Origin of the sequence: Sphingomonas sp. CFBP 13706 (assembly GCF_014842355.1) — a bacterium.
In the GTDB taxonomy this organism is placed as follows: domain Bacteria; phylum Pseudomonadota; class Alphaproteobacteria; order Sphingomonadales; family Sphingomonadaceae; genus Sphingomonas; species Sphingomonas aerolata.
Genome location: NZ_JACYVM010000006.1, coordinates 1 through 26,693 on the forward strand (window position 1 = coordinate 1; position 26,693 = coordinate 26,693).

A 26,693-nucleotide genomic window follows, 5' to 3' on the forward strand; every position below is an offset into this window, starting at 1 on the left:
TCTCCAACGGGGCCCCGGCCTTCGCCGGGGTGGTAGAGGATATGGGCGAGACCACCCCGCTAGATCACCGCGACCCCGGCCCACTCCTAGGCCCACTCGGCTTGCCCCCCGGGCGCCCCCGGCCACCAGGCTTGGCACCCTCGACCCGCGGCCCACTCCTGGGCGCGCCGAACTTCGACCCCGCGCCCGTCCGCGAGCCACCCGTCTTCGGCCCCGCAGGCTTGCCCCCCGCGGTCTTCTCCTCGACCACACCGCGCCCGCGACGTTCGCCGCGGCGCTCCTTGCGCACCGACTTCGCATGCGCCCGCGCGCGCGACTTGATCTCCTCGCGCGACGGCGCGGTCTTCTCGTCGAGCACCAGCGCATCGCCGAGCGACTCCTCGAAGCCCAGCTGCTTCAGACTTTCCGCGAAATGCGTCGGCAGGTCGGCGGTCACGTCGATCGACCCGCCATCCGGATGGTCCACCTTGATGCGGCGCGCATGCAGATGCATCTTGCGCGAGATGCCGCCGGTCAGGAACGCCGCCGCGCCGCCATATTTGCCGTCGCCGACGATCGGGTGGCCGATCGCCGCCATGTGGACGCGCAACTGATGCGTGCGGCCGGTGAACGGCTGCAGCTCGACCCAGGCGGCGCGGTTGCCTGCGCGCTCGATCACGCGGTACCGGGTCCGTGCGGGCGCGCCCTCGGCCTCGTCGACATGCATCTTCTCGCCGCCGGTACCCGGCTGCTTGCCGATCGGCAGCTCGATCATGCCGTCCTCGATCGACGGCACGTCGACCACCAGCGCCCAATAGACTTTCCGCGCAGTCCGCCCCGAAAACGCCTTGGCGAAGAACGCCGCCGCGCGGCTCGTCCGCGCCACCAGCAGCGCGCCCGACGTATCCTTGTCGAGCCGGTGGACCAGCTTCGGCCGGCCCTCATTGTCATATTGGAGCGCATCGAGCAGCCCGTCGACATGCTGCGTCGTCTTGGTGCCGCCCTGCGTCGCCAGACCCGGCGGCTTGTTCAGCACGAACGCCTGGAAATCCTTGTGGATGACCATCGCCTGCGCGGCTTCGGTCTCCTCGTCCGACAGGATCACCCGCTCGCGCACGCGCCGCGGCGCGTCCACGTCGGCGGTGGCCTTGTCCGCCTCGGGCGGTGGCACGCGCAGCATCTGGCCGGCCGCGATCCGGTCGCCCGGCGTCGCGCGCGCGCCGTCGACGCGCAGCTGGCCGGTCCGCGCCCACATCGCTACCGTCGTGAAGCTCGTCTCGGGCAGATGCCGCTTGAACCACCGGTCCAGCCGGATGCCGTCATCGTCGAACCCGACGTTGAACTCGCGGAAATTCGTATCGCTATCGTGTTTGCCCGCAGTCATGCGACGGCCCTTACTGCGGAGAGACCCGCGAACAACGCGGCGATCGAACCGATCACCGACACCAGAACATAGCCGAGCGCGAGGCCCGGCGCGCCACGCTCGATCATCGTGACGACGTCGAGCGAGAAGGAGGAAAAGGTCGTGAACCCGCCGAGCACGCCGACGCCGAGCAGCAGCCGCCAGCCCTCGGGCGCCGAATGGCGCGCAAGCACGCCGACGAGCACGCCCATCAGCAGCCCGCCGACGAGATTCACCGCCAGCGTGCCGAACGGATAGCCGGCACCGAGCAGCGCGGTCATCGCGCGCCCGGTCAGATAGCGCGCGCCGGATCCGACCGCGCCACCGACCATGACATAGAGAAGGGGAGACATGCCCGCGCCCTAGCGCGAATCGCGGAAAACGGAAAGCCGCGCTTGACGGGCATGCGCGGCGCTTGCCCGCAGACCTGGTCGCGGTGTTCAGCGCCCGGCGTTGGAGACCAGATCGACGTCGCTGGCCCCGTCCATGCGCGGCGTGACATACACCCTATAGGCATCGCCGCCGCGCAGACCGCCGAGGACGTGCCGGCGGCCGTCGCTGCGGTGGTCGGCCGAATAGCCCGTGTCGGCGGTGCGGGTATAATAGAAGTCCAGCAGCCGCTGCGGCGTCGCCCGACTCGAAAAATGCACGACGCGCAGCCGGCAGCCGGCCTGGTCGGAACCTGCCGCCTCCGACAGTTGCGCATCGGGATAGAGGGGCAGGTCGGCGGGCAGGCGATTCGCCCACAGCGCGGAATAGCCGATCGTCCGCGTGCACGTCGCCGCGTTGGGAAACATCTGCCGCTCGGCCAGCGCGCCCAGCGTCAGCGCCGTATCGGCCGTGCGGCAGGCGGAACAGTCACCGGCAGCGGCGGGCGCGCGCTTCAGCGTGCGCGGATCGACCGTATCGGCGCGGCGGCCCGCTTCCTCGGGTGGCATCGCCCCGCCCATCGGTTCGGGCGGCGGGCGGATCGCGTCGTCGTTCGACGACTGGGTCAGCGTCGGGTCGACCATGATCTGACCCGCGAGTGCGGCGTTCAGCGCCGGGTCGCCCGCATTGCCGATGACAAGTTCCGCCTCCAGGTTCGTCGCGTCCTGCTGATCGACCGCGGGCTCGCCGCACGCGATCAGCGCGAGCGGCAGGGCAAGCGCGAGCGCGGGCAGGCGGATCATGCGGGCGGAACGGGTCATCACCCGCCATCAATGCCGGAGCGCGGATGAAGAAAGCGTTGTCGCGGTACGCTTGGTCGGCCGGCCCGCGATCTTGCCTGCGACCCGTCGAGACGCCATGTCTGGGTCATGCTCAACCTCGTCTCGATCCTCATCGGCCTCGTCACCCTCGCGCTGGGTCTCGTTGCCTTCTTCCCGCTGCTCGGCTGGATGAACTGGCTGGTCATCCCGATCGGCATCGTCGGAGCTGCGGTCGGGGCACTGTCGTCGAGCAATGCCGGGCGCAATCTCAACATCGTGCTGATCATCATCTTCACGCTGCGGCTGATGCTCGGCGGCGGCATCATCTGATCGCAGGAGTCTTGGGGTCAGCGGCAGCGGATCCGGCCGCGATCGACCGACCGGCCGGGCAGCGCGCCGCCGCGCGTATCGACCAGCGTGCCGATCAGCCGTGACTCACCGCGTGCGATGACGTTGCCAAGGACGCCGCCGGCCAGCCCGCCGGTGATCAGCCCGGTCGTCCCGTCGTCGCGGCGGCAATAATAGCGACCGTCGGCGCCGCGATACAGGCGATCCGCCCGGCTCAGCCGGCGCACCGCATAATAGCGGCCATCGCGAAAATACCGGTCCGCGAAATAGCCGCGCTGCCCCGGTTCGGGGCGATCATGATCATAGGCGCGGTATCGCTGCCAGTCGCCGGCGTCGCGTCGTGCGCCGCCGGCGATCGTCTGTGCACCGGCCGCGGCGGCACCAGCGACCCCCTCCTCTAGTCCCGCACCGAGCAGGGCAAGGGCGACGGTCGTGGCGATCCGCATGCCGGCGCGTCGATCAGGCAAGCGTGTGGTCGAGCGTGATGTCGGCGTTCAGCACCTTCGACACCGGGCAGTTCGCTTTGGCATCCGCCGCGATCGTCGCGAACTCGTCGGCCGAGATGCCCTCGACCTTCGCGTTCAGCGTCAGCGCCGACTTGGTGATCTTGAACCCGTCGCCATCCTTGTCGAGCGTCACCTTCGCGCTCGTCTCGAGCGTACCCGCCTCATAACCCTTGGCCGCGAGCGCAAAGCTCAGCGCCATGGTGAAGCAGCTCGCATGCGCGGCGGCGATCAGTTCTTCGGGGTTGGTGCCGGGCTCGTTCTCGAACCGCGTGTTGAAGCCGTAAGGCGAGTCGGACAGGACGCCCGACTGCGTCGAGACATGGCCCTTGCCGCTCTTGCCGAGGCCTTCATAGCTGGCCGAACCGCTGCGTGTCGTCATTTTCGGATCCTTCGAAACATGAAAAAGGGCGCCGCGGTTTCCCGCGACGCCCTCCTTCAACGCATCAGTCCGCAATGCGGTGCGTGGTTTAGCGGCAACGACGATTATTGTTGCTCGTGCCCTTGTCGATCGCGCGACCGGCCAGGCCACCCAGGACCGCGCCGCCGAGCGTGCCGACCGTGCGGTCGCCGCGCGTGTCGACCGTGCGGCCGAGGAGCGCGCCGCCGACGCCGCCGATGATCGTGCCGGTCGTGCCGTTGCTCTTCTTGCAATAGGTCCGGCCGTCGCGACCGCGCCATTCGCGCTTGCCGCGCTGCGCATCCGCAGCCGAGATCGGCACCGCGAGCGTCGGCAGGACGAGGGCGGTCGCGCTGAGTGCCATGATCAACTTACGCATAAAATCTACTCCCGTTTGTAATGATCTGTGTCCGTAACGGCCGGCGTTTACCCCCGGTTGCATGAACCCAAAACAACGTCGCGTTCATCTTCGCTCCGGCCATCCTGGGTCGTGCAGGCACAGCAATCTGTCCCCGTTATCCACAGCAAGTTATCCACAGGCTGTGCACAAAAGGATAAGAACCGGCAAAATTGCGCCCCGCACACGGGCTGTCCGGGCACTTTTCCCCGTTATCCACAAAATATTATCCCCGCCTGTGGATAAGTCTGTCCTCAGCCGGGAAATCGCGCAAAAGGCCGGTCGCGGCTGCACCCTCGCTTGTGCCGCGCGCCACAGCGGCTAGGCCGGGGGGATGCTACCCGCCACGATCCTGTCGCCCGACGTCCTCCCCGCCGCCGCACGCTGGCTCGATCTCGCCGGGCTCGCGGTGTTCGCCGCCTCGGGCGCGCTCGCTGCGGCCAAGCGCGGGCAGACCGTCGTCACCGCGATCTTCTTCGGGCTGATCACCGGGGTCGGCGGGGGCACGGTGCGCGACCTGTTGATCGACGCACCGGTCTTCTGGGTGCACGACGCGCGCGCCGCCAGCATGTGCCTGATCGTCGCGCTGGTGATCTGGATCACGCCCGAACGCTGGTGGCGCGACGAGGCGCTAGGCTGGTTCGATGCGATCGGGCTGGCCGCCTATGCGGTGTTCGGCGCGGCGAAGGCGCTGGGTTACGGCGTGCCGCCCGTGCCCGCGGTGCTGATGGGGGTGATGAGCGCCTGCTTCGGCGGGATCATCCGCGACGTGCTCGCGGGCGAACCCTCGATCCTGATGCGTCCCGAACTCTATGTCACCGCAGCGGCGCTCGCCGCGGCGAGCTATGTCGGGTTGGTGCTGCTGGGCGTGCCGATCGGCTGGTCCGCGGTCGTCGCGGCGAGCGCGGGGTTCAGCCTGCGCGCCGCCGCGATCCGCTTCCACCTCGCGCTGCCCGCCTACCGCGCACGCCGCTAGTCCGCAGTCAGCCGCGCACGACGCCGACCTCGGCAAAGCGGCGCGGCTCGACCGGCGGCACCGCGGCGTCGTTCAGCGCGCATTGCCAATGGCCGACATCGATCCACTGGCCGTTCTTGTACCCGACCGCGCGATAGACGCCCGCGCGGCGGAACCCGACCGATTCGTGCAGCCGGATCGATCCGTCATTGGGCAGCGCGATCACCCCGATCGCCTGGGTGAAGCCTTGCGCGCGCAGCGTGTCGATCAGCGCCTCGTACAGCAGCCGCCCCGCACCCTGGCGCTGCGCCGCATCCGCGACATAGACCGTGGTCTCGACGACGAAGCGATAGGCGGCGCGTTCGCGGAACCGTCCGGCATAGCCGAACGCGATCACCCCGCCCGCATCCCCCACCGTCGCGACCAGCCAGGGATAGAGCCCGTCCGACGCCGCCATCCGCGTCCGCATCTGCCGCGCGTCGGGCGCGTCCGTCTCGAACGAGACCGTCCCCACCAGCACGTGCGGCGCATAGATCGCGGCGATCGCGGCGGCGTCTTCGGGTCGCGCCGCCCGGATCGTGATGGCCCCGGCCGTCCCGATCGCGGGCGACGCGCCCGGCATTACAGGCCGATCCGCGCGAGCAGCAGGTCGAGCAGCCGCGCGTCGCCGCCGTCGCCGGCACTCGGGCCGATGCCGCCGCATTCGAGGCAGCGTGCCTGGATCGAGCCCGAGGTCGCCAGCCGCTTCATGTCGCCGACCGCACGCGCGACCATCTGGCGGCGGTCGAGCGCGATCCGGCCGAACGCGTCGCTGCCGGTCGTGGTGTCGTCGTCGCCCGTGTCGAAACCGGCGGCAAGCTGGGCGAGGACACCCGGCGGCTTTTCGAGATATTCGGCATGGATCTTGGCCGGATCGAGCTTGGCGCGGCGTGCGGCCTCGGCGATCGCGTCCTTCAGCGTGCCGAACCGGTCGACCAGCCCGATCTGGCGTGCGGTGCCGCCGTCCCAGACCCGGCCCTGGCCGATCGCGTCGACCCGCGCCGGGCTCAGCTTGCGCGACGCGGCGACGCGCGCGATGAACTGGCGATAGCCATTTTCGATCCCCGCCTGGATCAGCGTGTCGAACATCGGCGTCGTGCCGGCGGTGATGTCGGGCTGCCCCGACAGCGGCGTCGTCTTCACGCCGTCGGTGGTGACGCCGATCTTGGCGAGCGCGGTCTCGAACGTCGGGATGATCCCGAAGATGCCGATCGACCCGGTGATCGTGCCGGGTTCGGCGAAGATCACGTCGGCAGGCGTCGACACCCAGTATCCGCCCGACGCGGCGAGCCCGCCCATCGACACGACCACCGGCAGGCCCTTCTTCTTGGCTTCGAGGATCGCGAGCCGGATCCGTTCGGACGCGAGCACCGATCCGCCCGGCGAATCGACGCGCACGACCAGCGCCTTGAGGTTCTTCTTGGCGAGGCCGTCGAGCATCGCCTTCTCGATCGTCTTGCCCGCCGCGGTGCCGGGACCGCCTTCGCCGTCGACGATGTCGCCCGCCACGGTCAGCACGCCGATCGCGTCGCCGCCGGTCGGCAGGGGATTGGCCTTGACCCAGGAATCATAGGTGATGGTGTTGAAACTGCCCGCAGGCTTGCTCGTATCGGCGCCCGCGATCGCGGCGACGCGCTTGCCGAACGCGGTACGGTCGCCGAGCTTGTCGACGATCCCCGCGCGCAGGTTCGTGGTCGCGATGTCGCCATTGGCGGCGAGCACCAGGGCGTCGGGACGCGCGAGGAACTGCGCGATCTGCGCCTTGGGGCGGGCCTTGGCGACCGCTTCGCGCCACTGGTCGTACAGCGTGCCGTACAGCGCCTGGCTCGCCGCGCGCGCATCGTCGCTCTGGTCGGTGCGCGTATAGGGCTCGACGAACGACTTGTAGCGGCCGACGCGGTAGACATGCGTCGTGATCCCCAGCTTGTCGATCAGCCCCTTATAGTAAAGCTGGTTACCGCCCGGCCCCATGAACAGCGTGCCGCCCAGCGGATTGACCCAGACCTCGCTCGCATTGGCCGCGAGCCGGTAGCTGCCGTCAGTATAGGCGGTCGCATAGGCGAGCACGGGCTTCTTGGCGGCGCGGACGCGCGCGATCGCATCGCCGATCTCGCCCAGCGCGGCGGGATAGGCCCCGGTAAAGCCGTCGAGGTCTAGCACCAGCGCCTTCACCCGGCCATCGGTCCGTGCGGTATCGATCGCGCGCACCACGTCGCGCAGGCGGAACTGCTTCGGCGTATTCTGTCCCGACAGCGCGGCGAAGGCGGCGGGTTCGGCGGGCTGCTCGACGATCGAGCCGTTCAGGTCGAGCACCAGCGCGCCGTCCTTGATCGCCTTGGTCCCCGGCCGCGCGTTGAGCGCCGCGAAGACCAGACCGAAGAACAGCAGCATCGCGATCAGGACGAGTGCGTCCTTGATCCCGACCAACAGCTTCCATGCGCCGCGTACCAGCTTCACCTGCGTCTCCTCATACCGGCACGGCCGGTTGGTGCGATGCCGGCAACGCCGGTTCACCGTCGACGATAGCCGCGTGTGTCATGCGGGAGCAATACGCTTCTCCGTTTCGAACGGCGGTCACCCCGCCGGTTGCGCCGCTGCCACCGCCCCGCGCGCCCTGGCCCGGCGCGCACGGCCACCCCAATCCCGTCATCCTGACGAAAGTCAGGACCCAGGGCCTAGCAGGACAGCGCCCCGCAACCCTGGATCCTGACCTGCGTCAGGATGACGGACGGGGAAGGGCAAGGCCGCCAACCTCGCCCGCCGCAACCGCCCTCCACACAACCCGCCGCCCCGATCACACCGCACCCCCACCCCAATTCCGTCATTCTGACGAAAGTCAGGATCCAGAGCCAAACAGGACAGCGCCCCGCAACCCTGGGTCCTGACTTCCGTCAGGATGACGGAGGCGGGGCGGATGACGGGGGTGGAGACGCTCAACCCCGATCGTCCCCAAGACGACCACGGCATTGGGCAGCCACCCCCCCGCACACCCCCCGCACAGATCCCAGGTGTCCCGCGCCGTAAATCCCGCTAGGGGCGGCCGGGTGATCGAACCCGTTCCCATCGCCACCGGCCCGGCGCCCGCCGATGCCCGCGCCGAGTTTCGCGCGCTGCTGCGGCTCGCCACGCCGCTGGTCGGGGCGAACCTGATCCAGATGGCGGTGTCCGCGGTCGACGTGATCTTCGTCGCGCGGCTCGGCACGGTCGATCTTGCCGCCGCGACGCTCGGCGTGTTCGTCTTCAACCTGCTGATGTTCGCGCTGATCGGGCTGACCAGCGCGGCGGCGCCGCTGATCGCCGCCGAACTCGGCCGCCGCGCGCATGCGGTGCGCGAGGTCCGGCGCAGCGTGCGGATGGCGCTGTGGCTCGGCATCCTCGGCTCGCTCCCCGTCATCCTGATCCTCACGCAGGGCGAAACGCTGATGCGGCTCGCCGGGCAGGACCCGGAGGTCGCGCGCCGCGCCGGCCGGTTCATGACGATCATCGCCTTTGCGCTGCTGCCCGGCGTGCTCGCGGGCGTCATGCGCACCGCGGCGGCGGCGCTCGGCCGGCCGGGCTGGGCGTTTCTCGTCACCGGGCTGTCGCTGCTCGTCGGGATCGCGGGCAACTGGCTGCTGGTGTTCGGCAATCTCGGCTTCCCCGCGCTCGGGCTGGAGGGCTCGGCGCTCGCCAGCGTCGCCAGCCTCGGCGTGATGATGATTGCCTATGGCGTGATCCTGACGACCGACCGGCGGCTGCGGCGCTTCCACCTGTTCGGCCGCTGGTGGCGGACCGAATGGTCACGCTTTCACGAGATCGTCCGGCTCGGCACGCCGATCATGCTGACCTGGATCTTCGAGGGCGCGCTGTTCGGCGGCGCGGCGCTGCTGATGGGGCTGATCGGCGTCGCGGAGGTCGCGGCGCATGCGATCGCGCTCAACATCGCCGCGGTCGCGTTTCAGGTGCCGTTCGGCGTCGCGCAGGCGGCGACGATCCGCGTCGGCATGGCGTACGGCGCGCAGGACCGGGTCTGGATCACCCGCGCGGGCAATGTCGCGCTGGTCGTCGGGATTGGCTTCATGGCGGCCAGCGCGCTGCTGATCTGGGCGGTGCCGCGGCTGATGATCGGCGTCTATGTCGATCCCGACCTGCCGCAGAACGCGGTCGTCGTCGCGCTCGCGCTGCGGTTCCTCGGCGTGGCCGCGGTGTTCCAGCTCGTCGACGGCGCACAGGCGGTCGCGGCGGGCGTGCTGCGCGGGTTGCAGGATACCCGGACGCCGATGCTGATCGCGCTGTTCGGCTATTGGGTGATCGGTTTCGGCACCGCGATCCTGCTCGGCTTCCGCACGCCGCTTGCGGGCGAGGGGGTGTGGTGGGGGCTGTTCGCAGGGCTCGCGGTGGTGTCGGTGCTGCTGCTGTGGCGCTGGTCGCGGCGTGATCGGCTGGGGCTCGTCCTGACCCGCGGAATGTAACGATTGACGCGATTTTCGTTTGGACGCCCGTTGACGATGCCGGGGACGCGGCACATATGACGGCTGTTGGCACTCGATATCGTCGAGTGCCAGAAATCTGTCACAAACCTAAAGGACATGGATCCCATGAACTTTCGTCCGTTGCACGACCGCGTGCTGGTGAAGCGCCTCGAAGCCGAAGAGAAGACGGCTGGCGGCATCATCATCCCCGACACCGCCAAGGAAAAGCCGCAGGAAGGCGAAGTCGTCGCCATCGGCACCGGGACCCGCGCCGAGAACGGCACGATCACCCCGCTCGACGTCAAGGCTGGCGACAAGATCCTGTTCGGCAAGTGGTCGGGCACCGAGGTCAAGGTCGACGGCGAAGATCTGCTGATCATGAAGGAATCGGACATTCTGGGCATCGTCGGCTGACGCCGACGTGGCCTGGATCGCCCTTTAGGGCTGGTCCGGACCGCGCTCAAAAATACCGTTTTCGTCTCAACATTCACAACATTCGTTTGAAAGGGTAGCTGACATGGCTTCCAAGGACGTAAAATTCGGTCGTGACGCGCGCGAGCGCATCCTCCGCGGCGTCGACATCCTCGCCGACGCGGTCAAGGTGACCCTGGGGCCCAAGGGCCGCAACGTCGTCATCGACAAGAGCTTCGGCGCACCGCGCATCACCAAGGACGGCGTCACCGTCGCCAAGGAGATCGAGCTCAAGGACAAGTTCGAGAACATGGGCGCGCAGATGCTGCGCGAAGTGGCCTCGAAGACCAACGACATCGCCGGTGACGGCACGACCACCGCGACGGTCCTGGCACAGGCCATCGTCCGCGAGGGCATGAAGTCGGTCGCAGCGGGCATGAACCCGATGGATCTGAAGCGCGGCATCGATCTCGCCGTCGTCAAGGTCGTCGAGGACGTCAAGGCGCGTTCGAAGCCGGTCTCGGGTTCGAAGGAAGTGGCGCAGGTCGGGATCATCTCGGCCAATGGCGACCGTGAAGTCGGCGAGAAGATCGCCGAAGCCATGGAGAAGGTCGGCAAGGAAGGCGTGATCACCGTCGAGGAGGCCAAGGGTCTCGAATTCGAGCTCGACGTCGTCGAAGGCATGCAGTTCGACCGCGGCTATCTCTCGCCCTACTTCATCACCAACCCCGAGAAGATGACCGTCGAGCTTCAGGATCCCTACATCCTGATCCACGAGAAGAAGCTGTCGAACCTGCAGGCGATGCTCCCGATCCTGGAAGCCGTCGTTCAGTCGGGTCGTCCGCTCCTGATCATCGCTGAGGACATCGAGGGTGAGGCACTCGCCACGCTCGTCGTCAACAAGCTGCGCGGCGGCCTGAAGGTCGCAGCGGTCAAGGCACCCGGCTTCGGCGATCGTCGCAAGGCGATGCTCGAGGACATCGCGATCCTGACCAAGGGCGAGATGATCTCGGAAGACCTCGGCATCAAGCTCGAGACCGTCACGCTCGGCATGCTCGGCACCGCCAAGCGCGTCACGATCGACAAGGACAACACCGTCATCGTCGACGGTGCCGGCGATCACGAGACGATCAAGGGCCGTACCGAAGCGATCCGTCGCCAGATCGAGAACACCACCAGCGACTATGACAAGGAGAAGCTCCAGGAGCGTCTTGCCAAGCTCGCCGGCGGCGTTGCCGTGATCAAGGTCGGCGGTTCGTCGGAAGTCGAAGTCAAGGAGCGCAAGGACCGCGTCGACGACGCACTGCACGCAACCCGCGCAGCCGTCGAAGAGGGCATCGTCCCCGGTGGTGGTACGGCGCTGCTGTACGCGACCAAGGTCCTCGACGGCCTGACCGGCGCGAACGAGGACCAGACGCGCGGTATCGACATCGTCCGCAAGTCGCTGACCGCTCTGGTTCGCCAGATCGCGCAGAATGCGGGTCATGACGGTGCGGTGGTTTCGGGCAAGCTGCTCGACGGCAACGACTCGAACATCGGCTTCAACGCCGCGACCGACACCTACGAGAACCTGGTTGAAGCCGGCGTGATCGATCCGACCAAGGTCGTCCGCACCGCGCTGCAGAACGCGGCATCGGTCGCAGGCCTGCTGATCACGACCGAAGCGGCCGTGAGCGAAATGGCCGAAGACAAGCCCGCCATGCCCATGGGCGGCGGCGGCGGCATGGGCGGCATGGGCGGCATGGACTTCTGATCTTGGACCGGGGCAGGGCAACCTGCCCCGGACACAGGATCAGAACGGCCGGCGGGCTGGACGGCGAAAGCCCCCAGTCCCGTCCGACGAAAAGGGCCGGCTTTGCTGGCCCTCCGTTCCGACCAAGACGACCCAAAGCAAAAGGGCCGGGGAGCGATCCCCGGCCCTTTGTCCGTCCTCACTATTGGCGAGAAAGCCTCAGCGGTTCTTCATCGCCGCGATCAGCTTCTTCACTTCCTGGCTGCGACCCCGCGGCATGATCAGCACGTCGTTGCCGCTCGCCACGACGATCAGGTCCTCGACCCCAACCAGCGCCACCTTGACGCCGTCGCTGCGCACCAGGCAGTTCTTCGTGTCGATCGCCAGCACGCTGCCGTCGCCATCGCCGCGATGCGCGTTGCCGTCCTCGTCGCGCGCGCTGATCGCATGCAACGCGTCCCAGCTGCCGACGTCGTTCCAGCCCATCGCCACCGGCACCACCGCGACGCGGTCGGCCTTTTCCATCACCGCATAGTCGATCGAATCATCGGGCGACGCGGCAAAGGCCTCGGCGTCGGGATAGACCCGCGTGCCTTCGCGACGGGCGAGCTTCATCGCATCGGTCGTCGCGACCAGGATGCCGGGATCATGCTGCGCAAGGGCAGCGAGATAGGCATCGGCGCGGAACAGGAAGATGCCGCCATTCCAGGCATGATCGCCCGAAGCCAGCATCGCCTCCGCCTTGTCGAGCGGCGGCTTCTCGACGAAGCGCGCGACGCGGTGGACACCCGCGGCCAGCTCCTCGCCGACCTGGATCCAGCCATAGCCGGTTTCAGGCGCGTCGGGGGCGATGCCGAACGTTACCAGCCAGCCCTGCGCGACCATCGGCAGCGCCGCGGCGATCGCGGCGTGGAAGGCGGGCAGGTCGGCGATGACGTGATCGGACGGCATGACGAGCAGCGCGTCGCCGCTGCCGGCACCGGTCTCGCCCGCGGCGATCGCCGCGAGTGCGATCGCGGGCGCGGTGTTGCGGCCCATCGGCTCGAGGATGAGCGCCTGTGCCTCGGCGCCTGCATCCTTCAGCTGCGCTTCGACCAGATCGGCATGCGCGGCGTTGGCGACGACGATCGGCGCCGCGAAGCGTTCGCCCTGTGCGCGGCCTGCGGTCAGCTGCAACATGGTCTGGTCCGCGGTCAGCGCGAGCATCTGCTTGGGCATCTCGGGACGCGACATCGGCCACAGCCGGGTGCCGGAACCGCCGGACAGAATCACGGGTATAATCGTTCGAACTGTCATGCGACCTCCACTCGGGAGACCGTATAACGACCAATCCGGGACTTCCAATCGCAAACCACCCCGCCAGCACGCGGTCTTCAGCCTTTGTTTGCGAATTGGTGCAAAGAGACAGCTAGGTGTCGGGTGCGTTTACAGTCACCCTGTCGGGATCCCGCCGAACGATGATCAGGCTCTTCAAACACTATGTCCCCTATGCGGTGCTGCTGCTCGGCATCGTCGACGCCGTGTTGCTGGTCGTGGCGGGGGAGATCGGCTGGGTCGTCCGTGCGCATCAGATCGGCATGGCGGTCGAGCCGATCCACACGCGCGTGCTCCAGCTCGCGACCTTTGCCGCGGCGTTGCAGATCGCTCTGGTCGCGGTCGGCGCCTATGGCGTCGCCTCCTTCCTGTCGCTGCGGTTCGCCGCCGCGCGGCTCGCGGTCGCCTTCTCGCTCGGCGTGATCTTCCAGTCGCTGATTTTCTTCTTGGTCCCCGCGCTCACCTTTTGGCGGTCGAACCTGCTCTATGCGACGCTGATCGCCGCAGTCCTGCTGGTGACGGTCCGCGCGGTGCTCGGCCGCGCTCTGGGCGGCGACACGTTCAAGCGACGGGTCGTCGTGCTCGGCGCGGGCCATCGTGCCGCACGCATCCTCGCGCTCTCGCAGCAGCCCGGGATCAACTTCGTCGCAGCGGGCTTCGTCGCGATGGGCGAGGCGGAGGCCGTGGTCGACGGTGCGATTCCGCGCGCCGACATCCCGAATCTGGCGGCGCATATCGTCGATCTGAACGCGGGCGAAGTCGTCCTCGCGCTCGAGGAGCGGCGCAATGCCCTCCCGCTCAAGGATCTGCTCCGCGTCCGCACGACCGGCGTTCAGGTCATCGAGATTTCGACCTTTCTCGAACGCGAAACCGGGCGGATCGATCTCAACAGCGTCAATCCGTCCTGGCTGATCTTCTCCGACGGTTTCGCCAGCGGCCGGATGCTGTCGAGCGTGTTCAAGCGCGCGTTCGACATCGTCGCCAGCCTGATCCTGCTCGCGGCCACGCTGCCGGTAATCCTGGTCACCGCGCTTGCGATCAAGCTCGAGTCGCGTGGCCCCGCCTTCTATCGCCAGCGGCGCGTCGGGCTCTACAATCAGGGGTTCGACATCCTGAAGCTCCGCTCGATGCGACAGGATGCCGAGATTGCCGGCAAGGCGGTCTGGGCGGCGGAGGACGATCCCCGCATCACGCGGATCGGTCGTTTCATCCGCAAGGTCCGCATCGACGAACTGCCGCAGACCTGGACCGTGCTCCGCGGCGAGATGAGCTTTGTCGGCCCGCGCCCCGAACGGCCGCAATTCGTCGACGAACTCGAGACCCAGCTGCCTTATTATGCCGAGCGTCACATGGTGAAGCCGGGCATCACGGGCTGGGCGCAGATCAATTATCCTTACGGCGCATCGATCGAGGATGCGCGGCACAAGCTGGAATATGATCTGTATTACGCCAAGAATTATTCGCCCTTTCTCGACATGCTGATCCTTTTGCAGACGCTCCGGGTCGTTCTGTGGCCGACCGGCGCGCGCTGAACGTGGCATGATCGCGCTGCTGATCCTGTGGACGCATGCGCTGGCCGCGCTGCTGTTCGGCGCGCTCGTGTTCAGGCAGGCGCAGCGGCCGGCCGGCGGCTGGTCGAACGCGGCCTTTGTCGGCCCGCTCGTCCTGACGACGCTCTGGGCGCTGGCCGTGTCGGGCATAGACTTTCGCGATGTCAGCACCCGGATCGCCGAGAGCGCGCGCTCCATCGCCTGGCTCGGCTTCATGTTCGCGCTCGTACGCCGGGAACGCACCGGCAATCGTGCGCTGGGTGCGGTCTATGGCACCGTCGTAGCGATCGCGGTGATCGCCGCGCTGCTCGCGGTCGTCGAATTGGTGCCGATGGATGCCGATGCGCAGGCACAGACCGAATCGGCACGGCTCGTGTTCGGGATGATGGTGGCGATCAGCGCGCTGGTGCTGGTCCATCATCTGCATCAGGCAGTACGGGCCTCGCCCGACGCGGCGTGGCACGGCGGGCGTCTGGTCGTGGTCGCGGTCACGATCATGTGGAGCGTCGATCTGCTGCTGGCTGTCAGCGCCTATGTCGCGCCGCGCTGGACGCCTGTGATCGTTGCCGTACGCGGTGTCGCGATGATCGGCATGGCGCTGCTCCTGCTCGTTGCGGTCACCCGTCGCGGCGACTGGACGTTCGCGGTGTCGCGTCGCGTCGCCACCCGGTCGCTCGCCGCGATCGCGGTGATCAGCTATGTCGGGATCACCGCCGTCGCGACCAGCGTTGCCGACGCCTATGGCGGCGATCACGCGCGGCTGATCCAGACCGCGATCATCTGCGGTGCGACCGCTGCGCTGTTCGGGCTGCTGGCCACGTCGTGGCTGCGCGCATGGGCGAAGGTGAAGATCGCCAAGCACCTGTTTCGCCATCGCTATGACTATCGCGCAGAGTGGCAGCGTTTCACCGAGACGCTGGGCGCACCGGGCGACGGCGCCGCGCCGCTCGACGGACGGATCGTGAAGGCGGTGGCGGACCTGACCGACAGCCCGGGCGGTCTCTTGCTCGTCCCCGACGGCCTCGGCATGAGCAGCGCCGCCGCCTGGAACTGGGAGATGGCAACGGCGCCGGCACCAATGTCGGATCGGGCGCTGGCCGAGCGTCTTCGTCTCAGCCCGCGGATCATCGAACTTGACCCCGTACGGCGCGGCACGGCGCCGGCGGAGGAGAGCGCTAGCGTGCCGCACTGGCTCAGCGCATGCCCCGCCGCCTGGGCGATCGTGCCTCTGGTGCATGGCGGTGCACTGGTTGGCGCGATCATTCTCGCCCGTCCGCCGGTCGATCGCGCGCTGGACTGGGAGGATTTCGACCTGTTGCGGGTCGCGGGCCGGCAGGCGGCGAGCTACCTCGCCGAAGACCGTGCGCATGCCGCGCTCGCGGATGCGCAGCGGTTCGACGAATTCAACCGCCGCTTCGCGTTCATCCTGCACGATATCAAGAACCTCGTCAGCCAGTTGACGCTGGTCGCGCGCAACGCCGAGCGTCACGCCGACAATCCGGCGTTCCGCGTCGACATGGTTGCCACTCTTCAGGACTCAGCCGATCGCATGAACGCGCTGCTCGCCCGGCTTTCACAAACGCACGCGGCCCCCAGCGAGCCGTTCCAGCCTGTGGATGTCGCAGCGCTGGTCAACCGCGTCGTCGGCGCGCGTCGCGCACAGCATCCGATCGCGGCACAGGCGACCGGACAGGTGGTCGCCCGTGCGCAGGCGGCACGGCTCGAACAGGTGCTGGGCCACCTGATCCAGAATGCGATCGAAGCGAGCGACCGCGACGCTCCGATCGTCGTCGCGGTTGCGGCGAACGGCGCGACCATCGCGATCGACGTGATCGACCAGGGGTGCGGGATGAGCCCGGGCTTCGTCCGCCATCAGCTGTTCCGGCCGTTCGCCTCGTCCAAGCCGCTGGGGTTCGGGATCGGCGCGTTCGAAGCACTGCAATTGGTCGAGGCGATGGGCGGGTCGCTCGATGTCTTCAGCCGGGAAGGTGAGGGGACGCGGTTCCGCATATCGTTGCCGGCGGCCGATGCGATGGAGGCGGCGGCATGAGCGCATCGGCATCCCCTGTGGAGGCGCGCCCGGTGCTTCTGATCGTCGAGGACGATCTCGGGCTGCAGCGACAGCTGCGCTGGGCGTATGAGGGCTATGAGATCGTCGTCGCCAGCGACCGCGCCACCGCGATCGAAGCGGTTCGTGCGCACGAACCCGCCGTCGTCACGCTCGATCTCGGCCTGCCGCCCGATCCCGACGGCGTCACCGAAGGCTTTGCGACGCTGCGCGAAATCCTCGCGCTGAAACCCGATACCAAGGTGATCATCGCGTCCGGGCACGGCGCCCGCGAAAGCGCGCTGACCGCGATCGCGGAGGGGGCGTGGGATTTCTATGCCAAACCGATCGATATCGACGTGCTCGGGATGATCGTCGCCCGTGCGTTCCACGTCCATGGCCTCGAGGCGGAGAACCGGCGGCTTGCGGCGCGGGTGGCAGCGAGCGGGGCGGGATTTGGCGGCGTGATCGCCGCCTCGCCCGAAATGGCGCTTGTCACGCGGACGCTCGAACGGGTCGCGCCCGCCAATGTGGCGGTGATGCTGCTGGGCGCGAGCGGCACGGGCAAGGAAGTGCTCGCGCGCGGCATCCATAATGCGTCGCCGCGCGCGCGAGGCAGGTTTGTCGCGATCAACTGCGCGGCGATTCCCGAGACGTTGCTCGAAAGCGAGCTGTTCGGCCATGAAAAGGGGGCGTTCACCGGCGCGATCAAGACCACCGAGGGCAAGATCGAGCAGGCGGCGGGTGGCACGCTGTTCCTCGACGAGATCGGCGACGTGCCGCTGACGCTGCAGGTCAAACTGTTGCGGTTCCTGCAGGAACGGGTGATCGAGCGGGTCGGCGGCCGCAAGGCGATCCCGGTCGACACGCGGATCGTCTGCGCGACGCATCAGGATGTCGACGCGATGGTCGCGACGGGACGTTTTCGTGAGGATCTCTATTATCGGCTGGCGGAAATCGTCGTGCGGATCCCTTCGCTGGCCGAGCGCAGCGGCGACGCGGGGCTGCTCGCGCGGCATTTTCTGGCGAAGTACGCCAGGACGATGAATGCCGGCGTGACCGGGCTCGCCCCCGATGCGCGCGCGGCGATCGATGGCTGGAGCTGGCCGGGCAATGTCCGCGAGCTCGAAAACCGGATCAAGCGCGCGGTGATCATGGCCGACGGCAAGCTGATCACCGCTGCGGATCTCGACCTTGGCGGTACCGCCGACACGGCCGATGGGCTGAACCTGCGGGCGGCGCGGGAGGTGGCAGATCGCAAGGCGATCCGTCGCGCGCTGAGCCGTGCCGGGGGCAACATCTCGAGCGCGTCCCGGCTGCTCGGGATCAGCCGGCCGACGCTGTACGATCTGCTGAAAAGCTATGATCTTCATGCGTGACCCGCGATATCCGCTGCTGCGCCGCGGACGCGCACCTCGGCGCCGGCGTGTCTTCACGCGGAGTCATGCCCGTCTGCTGGCGATCGCGCTGCTCGTGCTGGCGGTTGCGGGGACGGCGACGCTGCTGACGCTCCGGCGCGATCCCCCCGATGCGCGAGGCTTGCTCCGCGACGCGCGGATCACGTTGCAGTCGGGCAATTACAGCGCGGCCCGGTCCAATGCACAGGCGGCGATCGCGGCGGCACCGTCGAACGGGCCTGCGCATGTCGTCCTTGCGCGCGCGCTGCTCGAACTAGGCGACGGACTCGCGGCCGAGGCCGAACTGACCCGCGCGCGCGATACCGGCATTGCGATCGCCACGCTCTACCCGTTCCAGGCGCAGGCGCGGCTGCTCCAGAATGATCCGGTCGGCGCGATCGAGGCGGCCGACCGCGCTACACCGCGCCGGGCCGGCTATGCCCGCCGCATCCGCGCCGCGGCGCAGGCACTGCTGGGCAACGGGGCTGCAGCCCGCGCCGATCTCGGTCGCCTGGTGGCGGAGCAGCCTCGCGACGGGCGCAACTGGACCGCGCTGGGTCGCGTGGCGCTGGCTATGGGCGATGTCGGTACCGCCGCGGATGCTGCGACGCGTGCGGTCGTGCTGTTGCCGGATGAGCCCGCGACGCTGACGTTGCAGGGCGAGATTGTCCGCCGGCGGTACGGCCTGGTCGCAGCACTCCCCTGGTTCGAGCGCGCGCTTGCACGCGATGCCTATTATCATCCGGCGCTGATCGAATATGCCGCCACGCTCGGCGATGCCGGGCGGTATCGCGCCACGCTGGCGGCGACGCGACGCGCGCAGCGGGCTCGACCCGGCAGCCCGCAGGCGCTGTATCTCCAGGCGGTGCTCGCGGCGCGCGCGGGCCGGACCGAACTTGCGCGCGGGCTGCTCCAGAAGACCGGTGGGGCGATCGACAGTCTGCCCGGTGCGATCCTGCTCAGCGGTGCGCTCGACTATGCCGAGGGGCGGTTCGAACAGGCCGGCGCGATGTGGCGTGGCCTCGCGCGGCAACAGCCGCTCAACGTCAGCATGCGCCGGCTGTTGGGGGCCGCACTGCTGCGCTCGGGTGATCCGCGCGGCGCGCAGGAGGTGCTGAGGCCGATCGTCACCCGTGCGGACGCCGACAGCTACGCGCTCGTGCTTTTCGCGCGTGCGGCGGCCGCGACCGCAACGACGGACCGGGAGCGCGATGCTGTGGCGCAGGATCTCGATCGCGCCAACCGGGGTGCCACCGGGATGGCGACGGCCTTCGCGATCGACGATCAGGTCGGCACGCTCGACGCCGCGATCCTGCAGGCCCCGGGGGATCCGGGCGCGCTGCTGGCGGCGATCCGTGGCCGGATCCAGGCACATGCGCCGGGTGATGCGCTTGCCCGCGCGCGCAGCCTTGCGCGGGCAAGCCCCGGCGCGCCCGCCGCCCAGTCGACGCTGGGCGACACCTTCGCGGTGGCGGGACGTTACGCGGACGCTGCACCGCTCTATGCGCGCGCCGCGGATCTCAGCTTCGACGAACCGACGATGCTGCGCCTGGTCGATGCTCTGAGCCGGGTCTCGCGACAGCGCCAGGCATCGACCGCGCTGGCCCTGTATTTTTCGCAAAATCCGCAGAGCCTGACCGGCCATCGAATCCTTGGCCATTGGCACGTGATGGCGGGCAACTGGACTGCGGCGATCGAGACGCTCGAGGCGGTGCGCCGGCGGATCGGCAATCGTGACGCGGGGTTGCTTACCGATCTCGCGCGCGCCTATGCCGGGGCGGCGCCGCGTGACGGCGCAGATGCGGCTGCGCTTCGCTATGCGCGCGCCGCCCATGCACTTGCGCCGATGAATGCAGCGGCGACCGACGCCTATGGTATCGCGCTGGCGGGCGTCGGCAAGCTGGACGGTGCGCGGCAGGTGCTGACCAAGGCGGTGGCGCTGGCCCCCGGGGATCGCGCCATCGCCAGCCATCTCGCCCAGCTCCGTTAGACCTTGTCGCACGGCAGCGGTGCCGTCATGACCGCGCGATGACCGACCCGCTCGACAGGATCGCCGCCGCCCTCGAACGCCTCTCGCCGCCGCCGCCGCCAGTAGCGGACTGTCTGGCGTTTCCTGCCTATGTGTGGCGCAACCGGGCGCTTGTCCCGATCCGCGGTTTCGCCCCGCTGCCGCTCGATCTGCTGATCGGCATCGATCGGCAGAAGCACCTGCTGCTGGAGATGGTCCGGCGTGTCGCCCGCGGCCATGCGGCGCATGACGTCCTGCTATGGGGGGCGCGAGGTACCGGTAAATCGGCGCTGGTGAAAAGCGTCGTCGCCGCGGTCCAGGCCGAACAGGGCGATGTCGCGTTGATCGAGATCGCCGACATGACCGCGCTGCCGGACCTGTTTGCGATGCTGGCACCTGTCGATCGCGCGTTCATCGTCTTCGTCGACGATCTCGGCATCGATACTCCGTCCGAGGCGCGTGTGCTGCGATCCGTGCTCGAAGGCGGTGCGGAGCCGCGTCCCGCCAATGTGCGTCTGGCCGTGACGGCGAACCGCCGGCATCTGGCGCCACGCGATATCGCCGGACAGGAAAGTGCCATCAATCCACGCGATTCGATCGACGACCAGCTGGCGCTGGCGGATCGGTTCGGACTCAGTCTGGGATTTCATGCCGTCGATCAGGACGGTTATCTCGCGATCGTCGCGGGCTATGCGGCTCTACACGATCTGCCATTTCAACCCGACGAGGCCCTGACATGGGCAACGCAGCGGGGAAGTCGTTCCGGGCGTGTTGCCTGGCAGTATATCGTTGATCTAGCGGGGCGGTCCCGGCGCGCGATCAGTAAATAACGTAAAAAGGGCCGGCGCCGAAGCGCCGACCCTCAGAACAGCTTAGTTGCTGTCCGAATCGTTGTCGTTGTCGTCCTTGACGATGGCGACAACGCCAATCGCAACGACGCCAGCTGCGATCAGGCCGGCGATCACGCCAGCGCCTGCAGCCTTGTTCTTGCCGGTCGTTGCCGAACCGACGCGTGCCTTCGAAACCGACAGGCTCGACGCAGGGTTGGCAGGTGCAGCAACGGCTGCAACCGACGTGGACATCATAGCGATAGCGAGCGCGCTACCGGTCAGGTTCTTCAGCTTCATAAGACTCTCCAAAACGTACAATGGCGGGATGCTGCAACGCAGTAACATGTGTCAAGTTCCAAATGGTTCGGAACGGTTTAGCTGCCGCTATTCGCCAACCTGCTCAGCCAGTTCCAGCCAGCGGAGTTCCGCAGCCTCCTTTTCCGCGCGCGCCGCCTCGATCGCGGCGGTCAGCCTGGCGAAGGTTGCATTGTCGCGCATGTACAGGTTCGGCGCAGCAAGCTTTGCGGCGTCACTCGCGATCTGGGCGTCGAGCGCCTCGATCCGCTTGGGGAGCAATTCATAATCGCGCTGATCCTTGTAGGTGAGTTTCGCGCGCGGCGCGGGGGCCGGCGGCGCGGTCGCGGCAACCTTCTTCGAGGCCCGCTTGCCGCTGGTCTGGCTCGCACGGCGCCTTTCCCAGTCCTCGTAGCCGCCGGCAACGACATCCACGGTTCCGGACCCGTCGAGCCCGAGCGTGATCGTCACGGTCCGGTCGAGGAAGTCGCGATCATGGCTGACGATCAGGACGGTGCCGTCATAATCGCCAATCACCTCCTGCAACAGGTCGAGCGTTTCGAGGTCGAGATCGTTGGTCGGCTCGTCGAGCACGAGCAGGTTCGACGGCTTGGCGAATTCGCGCGCGAGCAGCAGCCGGGATCGCTCCCCACCCGATAGCGACCCGATCTTGGCGTCGACCATATTTGGGTCGAACAGGAACTCCTTCAGATACCCGTGGATATGCTTCCGGACGCCGAGCACGTCGATCCAGTCTCCTCCATCGGCAACGACTTCGCGCACGGTCTTCTCGGGCGCCATCAGGCTCCGCTGCTGGTCGATCACGACCGCATCGAGCGTCTTGGCGAGCTTGATCGTCCCGCCATCGGGTTCGATCTCGCCGGTCAGCAGCTTCAGCAGCGTCGACTTGCCCGCGCCGTTGCGGCCGACGATGCCGATCCGGTCGCCACGCGTGACGCGCAACGTCAGGTCGCCGATGATCGTCCGGTCGCCATACGCCTTGGTGACGTGCTTCGCGTCGATCACGACCTTCGACTTGGTGTCATCGCTGCTGGTGACGAGGTTGGCCGAACCCTGCGGCCCGATCATCGAGGCGCGTTCGGCGCGCATCTCGTGCAGCTTGGTCAAGCGTCCCTGGTTGCGCTTGCGCCGCCCGGTGACGCCGCGAAGCAGCCAATGCTCTTCCAGCTTCAGGCGTGCGTCGAGCCTCTCGGCCTGGCGCTGTTCCTCGGCATAGACCTGTTCGGTCCACGCCTCGAATCCGCCGAAACCGATCTCCGCACGCCGGATCGCGCCGCGGTCGAGCCACAGGGTCTGCTTGGTGAGACGCGTCAGGAAGGTACGGTCATGGCTGATAACGACAAACGCGCCGCGGAATCGCTTGAGCCAGTCCTCGATCCATTCGATCGCGCCGATGTCGAGATGGTTGGTCGGCTCGTCGAGCAGCAGCACGTCGGGGTCCTGCGCCAGCGCACGGACGATCGCCGCGCGGCGGCGCTCGCCACCCGACGCGGATGCGGCTTGACGCGACAGATCGATGCCGAGCTGGTCGGCGATCGAGTCGGCTTCGTAGCTGACCGGCGCATCGTCGCCGCCCATCACGTAATCGCGCAGGGTCGCAAAGCCGCGCAGGTCGGGCTCCTGCTCGAGGATGACGACCCGCGTGCCCGGGACGATCGTCCGGCGGCCCTCATCGCCCTCGATGCTGCCGCCGAGCAGCTTGAGCAGGGTCGTTTTGCCCGCGCCGTTGCGGCCGATCAGCGCGAGGCGATCGCGTGGACCGATATGGATATCGAGGTTGCGAAAAAGCCATCCAGAACCCTGGACAAGGCCGAGGCCTTCGAATGCGAGAATAGGTGCTGCCATGTCCGGGTCACCTAGGGTCGCCGGGTGATGCAGGCAAGTTACACTATGCTGTCGTCCTGCTGTCGCCCTCATTCACAGGCTGTTCAATGCGCCGGGCCTATGCCACCTCCATGAAGATGCTGCTGTTCCTGACAACTCTTGCTGCTTTCCCGATGCTGACGCCGTTGGCGGCGGGCGTTGCGGTGGCGCAGGCGCCCGATCAGCGACATGGCGACCAGCGTTCCGCCTTCGAAGCGCGCAGGACCGGCCGGTCGCTGTCGCTGCGCGAGATCGAGGCGCGGGTGATGCCGATGATGCAGGGCGCGCAGTATCTCGGCTTCGACTATGATGCGGGCAGCGGCATTTACACGCTGAAGTTCCTGCGCAATGGCAATGTGATCTGGGTCGACGTCGATGGCCGGACTGGCCAGATCATCGGCCGCACCGGCCAGTAGCCCGGCCGCGAGCAATTCAAGCGAGAGGATTATCATGCGCGTTCTGATCGTCGAGGACGAGCCGAATCTCGGGGCTCAGCTCAAGAATACCCTCGAGGGCGCCGGCTATGCGATCGACCTCGCGGTCGATGGCGAGGAGGGGCATTTCCTGGGTTCGACCGAGAATTACGATGCCGTCGTGCTCGACCTCGGCCTCCCCGAGATCGACGGCCTCACCGTGCTCGACCGCTGGCGCAAGGAGGGCAAGGTCATGCCCGTCCTCGTGCTGACCGCGCGCGACAGCTGGTCCGACAAGGTCGCCGGGCTCGATGCGGGCGCCGATGACTATGTGGCAAAGCCGTTCCAGAGCGAGGAACTCATCGCGCGCCTGCGGGCCTTGATCCGGCGTGCGAGCGGTAACGCCTCCTCCGAGCTGACTGCCGGCGACATCCGCCTCGATACGCGCAGCGGCAAGGTGACGCGTGCGGGCGAGCCGGTGAAGCTGACCGCGCAGGAGTATAAGCTGCTGAGCTATCTGTTGCATCACAAGGGCAAGGTCGTCAGCCGCACCGAATTGATCGAGCATATCTACGACCAGGATTTCGATCGCGATTCGAACACGATCGAGGTGTTCGTGACGCGTATCCGCAAGAAGCTGGGTCAGGACGTGATCACGACGATCCGCGGGCTTGGCTACAGCCTCGAAGATCCCGACGCCTGACCGACATGATTGCGCCGAATAGCTGATGAACACGCCCCCGCTGGCTGCCGACCTGCCGCTTCACGTGCAGGCCCGGGCGAAGGGATCGCTGTCGGGACGCATGATCCTGATCGCCGCGGTGTGGATCACGGTGTTGTTGGGGGCGGGCGGGTTCGCGCTCGACCGTGTCCTGTCGAGCGCGGTGACGCGCAATTTCGACGACCAGCTGGAGTATGTCCTCCGCTCGCTGCTGAGCTCGTCCGAGATCGGGCCCGAGGGCGAAGTGATCTTCACCCGCGAAGCCGCTGCCGACCAGCGGTTTCTGGAGCCCGGTTCCGGCCTGTACTGGCAGGTATCGGGCCGGGGGCGCGAGGATTTCCCATCACGGTCGCTCTGGGACCGACGGCTGGCGTTCGGGTCGTCGCATGACGATCTGAACGTGCATTTCTACGACAGCAAACAGTTTCGCGACGAATCGCTGCGGGTCGTCGAACGCGACGTCGTCCTGCCCGGATCGAAGATCCACTGGCGCTTCCAGGTCGCGCAGGCTCGCGAAGGGCTCGATGCGCAGATCACAACGCTTCGGCGCACGCTGGTTCGCAGCTTCGCGCTGCTTGGTCTCGGCCTGATCATCATGGCCGCGATGCAGACGTTCTACGGACTCTGGCCGCTGCGCCGTGTCCGCGAGGAGATTGCGCGGATGCGCGCCGGCCAATCCAACCGGGTGGGCAGCGCGATGCCGATCGAGGTCGCGCCGATGGTCGAGGAACTGAACGCGCTGATCGAGCATAACGAACGCCAGGCCGAGGAAGCGCGACGGCATGCGGGCAATCTCGCGCATGCGCTGAAGACCCCGCTGACCGTGATCATGAACGCCGCGACTGCGCAATCGGACGATCTGGCCGATACGGTCATTCGTGAAGCGCGGACGATGCGGCGCCAGGTCGATCATCACCTCGCGCGTGCGCGTGCGGTCGGCCGGCGCGGTTCGGCGCATAGTCGCGCCGATGTCTGGCCTAGCCTTGAATCGGTCGAACGTGCGGTCGCCCGTCTGTATCGGCATGTCCGGATCGACATTACCGGCGACAAGACGCTCAAGGTTCATGTCGAACGCCAGGACCTCGACGAGATGCTCGGAAATCTGATCGAGAACGCCGCCAAATATGGCGGTGGCAGCGTCTTCGTGACGGTCGGCGCGCAGGCCGGGTTTGTCGAGTTCCTAGTCGAAGACGACGGCGTCGGGATTCCCGAGGAACAGCGCGTCCGCATCTTCGACCGCGGTGTGCGGCTCGATACGGGCAAGCCGGGTACGGGTCTCGGGCTCGCGATCGTCCGCGACGTCGCCGAAATCTACGAGGGCACAGTCGGGCTCGAGGAGAGCGAGGACCTCGGCGGACTCATGGTCCGCCTGAGGCTCCCCGCCGCGAGCTGATCAGGCCGCGATCTTCAACTCCTGCATCACGTCGGCGGTGATCGACAGGCTCCGCTTGCGCGCTTCGTGATCGTAGATCGCACTCGTCACCATCACCTCGTCGACGCCGGTACGCTCGACGAACGCGGCGATCCCGCGCGCGACCTTGGCCGGGCTGCCGACGGCCGAGCATTGCAGGACATGGTCGAGAGTCTGGTTGCCTTGCGCGCCGAGCGACTTGCGATAGCCCGCGACCGGCGGCGGCAACTGACGCGGATTACCGGTGCGGAGCGCGACGAACGACTGCTGCTGCGAACTGGCGAGCAGTTCGGCCTCGGCATCGGTATCGGCCGCGAAGATGTTGAAGCCCGCCATGACGTGCGGTTTTGCCAGTCGTGCCGAAGGGCGGAAATCGCGACGATAGATGGCGAGTGCCGCATCAAGCGCATCGGGCGCGAAATGCGACGCAAAGGCATAGGGCAGGCCGAGCGCGGCGGCGAGCTGCGCACCGAAGGTGCTGGAGCCGAGAATCCACATCTCGACATCCGCGCCCGCGCCCGGCGTCGCGACGATGCCGGTCTGGCCGTCATTGGCGAAATAGCTCTGCAGTTCCATCACGTCCTGCGGGAAGGCGTTGGCGTCGGTCTCGAGCGTGCGGCGCATCGCGCGTGCCACTCTCTGGTCCGAACCGGGCGCGCGGCCGAGGCCAAGGTCGATCCGGCCGGGGAACAGCGCGTCGAGCGTCCCGAACTGCTCGGCGATCACCAGCGGTGCGTGGTTCGGGAGCATGATCCCGCCCGATCCGACGCGGATCGTATTGGTCGCGGCGGCGATATGCGCGATCACGACCGCAGTGGCGGCGGAGGCGATACCGGTCATGCCGTGATGTTCGGCAACCCAGTAACGCTGGAATCCGACGCTCTCGGCATGGCGTGCGAGATCGGCCGCATTGGCGAGCGACTGTGAAACGGTGCCGCCTTGGACGACGGGGACGAGATCGAGCAGGGAATAGCGTGTCATGCATCGGATATAGGTACCGAGCGGTAGCTTATCCAG

The 26,693-nt window shown here is 67.6% G+C and carries 25 protein-coding genes; 13 read left to right on the forward strand and 12 right to left on the reverse strand.

Features of this window, described 5'->3' with window-relative positions:
* Window positions 1-64 precede the first annotated feature (64 nt).
* The 3 genes from IFS44_RS12500 to IFS44_RS12510 form a co-directional block, all read right to left on the reverse strand.
* The gene (locus IFS44_RS12500) at window positions 65-1,363 is read right to left on the reverse strand and encodes an RluA family pseudouridine synthase (RefSeq protein ID WP_166747127.1); all 1,299 of its coding nucleotides are present in this window, start codon (window positions 1,361-1,363) and stop codon (window positions 65-67) included.
* Complete coding sequence (crcB, locus tag IFS44_RS12505) at window positions 1,360-1,734, reverse strand: fluoride efflux transporter CrcB (protein ID WP_031441014.1); 375 nt, start codon at window positions 1,732-1,734, stop codon at window positions 1,360-1,362. Before crcB ends, IFS44_RS12500 begins: the two co-directional genes overlap by 4 nt.
* A gap of 87 nt (window positions 1,735-1,821) precedes the next feature.
* A complete protein-coding gene (locus tag IFS44_RS12510; RefSeq protein WP_192098683.1) occupies window positions 1,822-2,571 on the reverse strand; it encodes a hypothetical protein in 750 nt (249 codons plus the stop codon).
* A 108-nt stretch (window positions 2,572-2,679) separates the two neighbouring features.
* Here IFS44_RS12510 and IFS44_RS12515 point away from each other — a divergent pair, with 108 nt between their 5' ends.
* Window positions 2,680-2,901: a hypothetical protein gene (locus tag IFS44_RS12515; RefSeq protein WP_031395999.1), complete on the forward strand. Its 222-nt coding sequence runs from the start codon at window positions 2,680-2,682 to the stop codon at window positions 2,899-2,901.
* A gap of 17 nt (window positions 2,902-2,918) precedes the next feature.
* On the opposite strand, the gene IFS44_RS12520 is transcribed toward IFS44_RS12515, so the two are convergent.
* The 3 genes from IFS44_RS12520 to IFS44_RS12530 all read right to left on the reverse strand — a co-directional run bounded on the left by IFS44_RS12520 (window position 2,919) and on the right by IFS44_RS12530 (window position 4,201).
* Complete coding sequence (locus IFS44_RS12520) at window positions 2,919-3,365, reverse strand: hypothetical protein (RefSeq protein WP_192098684.1); 447 nt, start codon at window positions 3,363-3,365, stop codon at window positions 2,919-2,921.
* 13 nt (window positions 3,366-3,378) lie between these two features.
* Window positions 3,379-3,804, reverse strand: a complete 426-nt coding sequence (locus tag IFS44_RS12525; RefSeq protein ID WP_031395930.1) for an OsmC family protein — start codon at window positions 3,802-3,804, stop codon at window positions 3,379-3,381.
* Window positions 3,805-3,892: 88 nt separating this feature from the next.
* Window positions 3,893-4,201, reverse strand: a complete 309-nt coding sequence (locus IFS44_RS12530) for a glycine zipper 2TM domain-containing protein (RefSeq protein WP_037532560.1) — start codon at window positions 4,199-4,201, stop codon at window positions 3,893-3,895.
* Between the two features lie 352 nt (window positions 4,202-4,553).
* On the opposite strand from IFS44_RS12530, the gene IFS44_RS12535 reads away from it, so the two are divergent.
* Window positions 4,554-5,195 (forward strand): trimeric intracellular cation channel family protein, encoded by a 642-nt coding sequence (locus IFS44_RS12535; RefSeq protein ID WP_056408854.1) that lies wholly within the window; start codon window positions 4,554-4,556, stop codon window positions 5,193-5,195.
* Between the two features lie 7 nt (window positions 5,196-5,202).
* On the opposite strand, the gene IFS44_RS12540 is transcribed toward IFS44_RS12535, so the two are convergent.
* Together IFS44_RS12540 and sppA are read right to left on the reverse strand one after the other, a co-directional pair.
* Complete coding sequence (locus IFS44_RS12540) at window positions 5,203-5,796, reverse strand: GNAT family N-acetyltransferase (protein ID WP_042466732.1); 594 nt, start codon at window positions 5,794-5,796, stop codon at window positions 5,203-5,205.
* Window positions 5,796-7,670: a signal peptide peptidase SppA gene (gene sppA, locus IFS44_RS12545; protein ID WP_192098685.1), complete on the reverse strand. Its 1,875-nt coding sequence runs from the start codon at window positions 7,668-7,670 to the stop codon at window positions 5,796-5,798. Before sppA ends, IFS44_RS12540 begins: the two co-directional genes overlap by 1 nt.
* A 587-nt stretch (window positions 7,671-8,257) precedes the next feature.
* Between sppA and IFS44_RS12550 the strand changes: the two genes are divergently transcribed.
* From IFS44_RS12550 to groL, 3 genes are all read left to right on the forward strand, one after another.
* Window positions 8,258-9,664, forward strand: a complete 1,407-nt coding sequence (locus IFS44_RS12550) for an MATE family efflux transporter (protein WP_320466410.1) — start codon at window positions 8,258-8,260, stop codon at window positions 9,662-9,664.
* Between the two features lie 126 nt (window positions 9,665-9,790).
* Window positions 9,791-10,078, forward strand: a complete 288-nt coding sequence (gene groES / locus IFS44_RS12555; protein WP_031394281.1) for a co-chaperone GroES — start codon at window positions 9,791-9,793, stop codon at window positions 10,076-10,078.
* Between the two features lie 103 nt (window positions 10,079-10,181).
* Window positions 10,182-11,828 carry a chaperonin GroEL gene (groL, locus tag IFS44_RS12560; protein WP_031394280.1) on the forward strand — a complete coding sequence of 549 codons (1,647 nt, stop codon included), beginning with the start codon at window positions 10,182-10,184 and terminating at the stop codon, window positions 11,826-11,828.
* Window positions 11,829-12,026: 198 nt separating this feature from the next.
* On the opposite strand, the gene IFS44_RS12565 is transcribed toward groL, so the two are convergent.
* Entirely contained in the window at window positions 12,027-13,103 is a 1,077-nt protein-coding gene (locus tag IFS44_RS12565; RefSeq protein WP_192098686.1) for a mannose-1-phosphate guanylyltransferase/mannose-6-phosphate isomerase, read from the reverse strand.
* Between the two features lie 161 nt (window positions 13,104-13,264).
* Between IFS44_RS12565 and IFS44_RS12570 the strand changes: the two genes are divergently transcribed.
* The 5 genes from IFS44_RS12570 to IFS44_RS12590 are packed head-to-tail and all read left to right on the forward strand — an operon-like array spanning window position 13,265 to window position 20,953.
* Window positions 13,265-14,653, forward strand: a complete 1,389-nt coding sequence (locus IFS44_RS12570; protein ID WP_192098687.1) for a TIGR03013 family XrtA/PEP-CTERM system glycosyltransferase — start codon at window positions 13,265-13,267, stop codon at window positions 14,651-14,653.
* 7 nt (window positions 14,654-14,660) lie between these two features.
* Window positions 14,661-16,721 (forward strand): XrtA/PEP-CTERM system histidine kinase PrsK, encoded by a 2,061-nt coding sequence (gene prsK / locus IFS44_RS12575; protein WP_192098688.1) that lies wholly within the window; start codon window positions 14,661-14,663, stop codon window positions 16,719-16,721.
* Window positions 16,718-18,097: a PEP-CTERM-box response regulator transcription factor gene (gene prsR, locus IFS44_RS12580; RefSeq protein WP_192098689.1), complete on the forward strand. Its 1,380-nt coding sequence runs from the start codon at window positions 16,718-16,720 to the stop codon at window positions 18,095-18,097. The genes prsK and prsR overlap by 4 nt, the downstream gene beginning before the upstream one ends.
* On the forward strand, window positions 18,090-20,105 hold the full coding sequence (locus tag IFS44_RS12585; protein ID WP_192098690.1) for a tetratricopeptide repeat protein: 2,016 nt from the start codon (window positions 18,090-18,092) through the stop codon (window positions 20,103-20,105). Before prsR ends, IFS44_RS12585 begins: the two co-directional genes overlap by 8 nt.
* A gap of 38 nt (window positions 20,106-20,143) precedes the next feature.
* Window positions 20,144-20,953, forward strand: a complete 810-nt coding sequence (locus IFS44_RS12590) for an ATP-binding protein (RefSeq protein ID WP_192098691.1) — start codon at window positions 20,144-20,146, stop codon at window positions 20,951-20,953.
* 42 nt (window positions 20,954-20,995) lie between these two features.
* Here IFS44_RS12590 and IFS44_RS12595 read toward each other — a convergent pair whose 3' ends face one another.
* Entirely contained in the window at window positions 20,996-21,250 is a 255-nt protein-coding gene (locus tag IFS44_RS12595; protein ID WP_031393487.1) for a hypothetical protein, read from the reverse strand.
* A gap of 87 nt (window positions 21,251-21,337) precedes the next feature.
* Window positions 21,338-23,113: an ABC-F family ATP-binding cassette domain-containing protein gene (locus IFS44_RS12600; protein ID WP_192098692.1), complete on the reverse strand. Its 1,776-nt coding sequence runs from the start codon at window positions 23,111-23,113 to the stop codon at window positions 21,338-21,340.
* Between the two features lie 110 nt (window positions 23,114-23,223).
* On the opposite strand from IFS44_RS12600, the gene IFS44_RS12605 reads away from it, so the two are divergent.
* The 3 genes from IFS44_RS12605 to IFS44_RS12615 all read left to right on the forward strand — a co-directional run bounded on the left by IFS44_RS12605 (window position 23,224) and on the right by IFS44_RS12615 (window position 25,658).
* Window positions 23,224-23,547 (forward strand): hypothetical protein, encoded by a 324-nt coding sequence (locus IFS44_RS12605; RefSeq protein WP_031440087.1) that lies wholly within the window; start codon window positions 23,224-23,226, stop codon window positions 23,545-23,547.
* Window positions 23,548-23,581: 34 nt separating this feature from the next.
* Window positions 23,582-24,247, forward strand: coding sequence for a response regulator transcription factor (locus tag IFS44_RS12610; RefSeq protein WP_031393490.1), 666 nt, complete (start codon window positions 23,582-23,584; stop codon window positions 24,245-24,247).
* A gap of 100 nt (window positions 24,248-24,347) precedes the next feature.
* Window positions 24,348-25,658, forward strand: a complete 1,311-nt coding sequence (locus IFS44_RS12615) for a sensor histidine kinase (RefSeq protein WP_031440086.1) — start codon at window positions 24,348-24,350, stop codon at window positions 25,656-25,658.
* Here the strand turns inward: IFS44_RS12615 and IFS44_RS12620 are convergent, their stop codons facing one another.
* Complete coding sequence (locus IFS44_RS12620) at window positions 25,659-26,657, reverse strand: LLM class flavin-dependent oxidoreductase (RefSeq protein ID WP_192098693.1); 999 nt, start codon at window positions 26,655-26,657, stop codon at window positions 25,659-25,661.
* Window positions 26,658-26,693: the final 36 nt, after the last annotated feature.

Excerpts from the sequence above, each read along its gene's own strand:
- IFS44_RS12500 (WP_166747127.1), bottom strand. The coding sequence starts at position 1,363 with ATGACTGCGGGCAAACACGATAGCGATACGAATTTCCGCGAGTTCAAC.
- crcB (WP_031441014.1), bottom strand. The coding sequence starts at position 1,734 with ATGTCTCCCCTTCTCTATGTCATGGTCGGTGGCGCGGTCGGATCCGGC.
- IFS44_RS12510 (WP_192098683.1), bottom strand. The coding sequence starts at position 2,571 with ATGACCCGTTCCGCCCGCATGATCCGCCTGCCCGCGCTCGCGCTTGCC.
- IFS44_RS12515 (WP_031395999.1), top strand. The coding sequence starts at position 2,680 with ATGCTCAACCTCGTCTCGATCCTCATCGGCCTCGTCACCCTCGCGCTG.
- IFS44_RS12520 (WP_192098684.1), bottom strand. The coding sequence starts at position 3,365 with ATGCGGATCGCCACGACCGTCGCCCTTGCCCTGCTCGGTGCGGGACTA.
- IFS44_RS12525 (WP_031395930.1), bottom strand. The coding sequence starts at position 3,804 with ATGACGACACGCAGCGGTTCGGCCAGCTATGAAGGCCTCGGCAAGAGC.
- IFS44_RS12530 (WP_037532560.1), bottom strand. The coding sequence starts at position 4,201 with ATGCGTAAGTTGATCATGGCACTCAGCGCGACCGCCCTCGTCCTGCCG.
- IFS44_RS12535 (WP_056408854.1), top strand. The coding sequence starts at position 4,554 with ATGCTACCCGCCACGATCCTGTCGCCCGACGTCCTCCCCGCCGCCGCA.
- IFS44_RS12540 (WP_042466732.1), bottom strand. The coding sequence starts at position 5,796 with ATGCCGGGCGCGTCGCCCGCGATCGGGACGGCCGGGGCCATCACGATC.
- groES (WP_031394281.1), top strand. The coding sequence starts at position 9,791 with ATGAACTTTCGTCCGTTGCACGACCGCGTGCTGGTGAAGCGCCTCGAA.
- groL (WP_031394280.1), top strand. The coding sequence starts at position 10,182 with ATGGCTTCCAAGGACGTAAAATTCGGTCGTGACGCGCGCGAGCGCATC.
- IFS44_RS12565 (WP_192098686.1), bottom strand. The coding sequence starts at position 13,103 with ATGACAGTTCGAACGATTATACCCGTGATTCTGTCCGGCGGTTCCGGC.
- IFS44_RS12570 (WP_192098687.1), top strand. The coding sequence starts at position 13,265 with ATGATCAGGCTCTTCAAACACTATGTCCCCTATGCGGTGCTGCTGCTC.
- prsK (WP_192098688.1), top strand. The coding sequence starts at position 14,661 with ATGATCGCGCTGCTGATCCTGTGGACGCATGCGCTGGCCGCGCTGCTG.
- prsR (WP_192098689.1), top strand. The coding sequence starts at position 16,718 with ATGAGCGCATCGGCATCCCCTGTGGAGGCGCGCCCGGTGCTTCTGATC.
- IFS44_RS12585 (WP_192098690.1), top strand. The coding sequence starts at position 18,090 with ATGCGTGACCCGCGATATCCGCTGCTGCGCCGCGGACGCGCACCTCGG.
- IFS44_RS12590 (WP_192098691.1), top strand. The coding sequence starts at position 20,144 with ATGACCGACCCGCTCGACAGGATCGCCGCCGCCCTCGAACGCCTCTCG.
- IFS44_RS12595 (WP_031393487.1), bottom strand. The coding sequence starts at position 21,250 with ATGAAGCTGAAGAACCTGACCGGTAGCGCGCTCGCTATCGCTATGATG.
- IFS44_RS12600 (WP_192098692.1), bottom strand. The coding sequence starts at position 23,113 with ATGGCAGCACCTATTCTCGCATTCGAAGGCCTCGGCCTTGTCCAGGGT.
- IFS44_RS12605 (WP_031440087.1), top strand. The coding sequence starts at position 23,224 with ATGAAGATGCTGCTGTTCCTGACAACTCTTGCTGCTTTCCCGATGCTG.
- IFS44_RS12610 (WP_031393490.1), top strand. The coding sequence starts at position 23,582 with ATGCGCGTTCTGATCGTCGAGGACGAGCCGAATCTCGGGGCTCAGCTC.
- IFS44_RS12615 (WP_031440086.1), top strand. The coding sequence starts at position 24,348 with ATGATCCTGATCGCCGCGGTGTGGATCACGGTGTTGTTGGGGGCGGGC.
- IFS44_RS12620 (WP_192098693.1), bottom strand. The coding sequence starts at position 26,657 with ATGACACGCTATTCCCTGCTCGATCTCGTCCCCGTCGTCCAAGGCGGC.